Annotated in this window: 1 protein-coding gene; it reads left to right on the top strand. The window is 37.2% G+C overall.

Features of this window, described 5'->3' with window-relative positions:
• Positions 1–91: 91 nt before the first annotated feature.
• A partial coding sequence (tssD, locus tag AC2A1C_RS15865) for a type VI secretion system tube protein TssD (RefSeq protein WP_484026908.1) occupies positions 92–438 on the top strand: 347 nt, incomplete at its 3' end.

The raw sequence follows: 438 nt of genomic DNA, 5'->3' as shown, positions 1-438 counted from the left end.
TAAAATTAAGATTCAGGAGAGAATCATTAAAAGTCATCAACATCAACAGGTAACTATCAACTAACAACCATTAACTAACAACAAAAAAGATATGTCCTTTTTATCTAAATTAGAATTAGACGGCAACACGTACAATATTTTAGAGTGCAAATACAGTTTTACCCAAGCTACGGACGGAACCGGAAAACCGCAAGGAATGCCTCAAGGTGGTGAAATTTTTATCCGTATAGAAAGCACCGGGAATCCGGAATTATTGGGCTGGATGTTGGATCACAACCAAACCAAGAATGGTAAGATCACATTTTTTAGAAGAGATGCGATGAGCAAACTTCAGGAGCTCACTTTTGAGAAAGCGTATTGCATCAATTTTGTGGAAACCTTTAATTCCAGCAATGAAGAGCCATTGCAAATTGAGATGCGTCTTATCGCCAAGAAATT

The organism is Chryseobacterium sp. HNCC26DJ241, from assembly GCF_057180505.1.
Note: the sequence above shows the minus strand (reverse complement) of the source record. Positions and strands in the feature narration are given on the sequence as shown.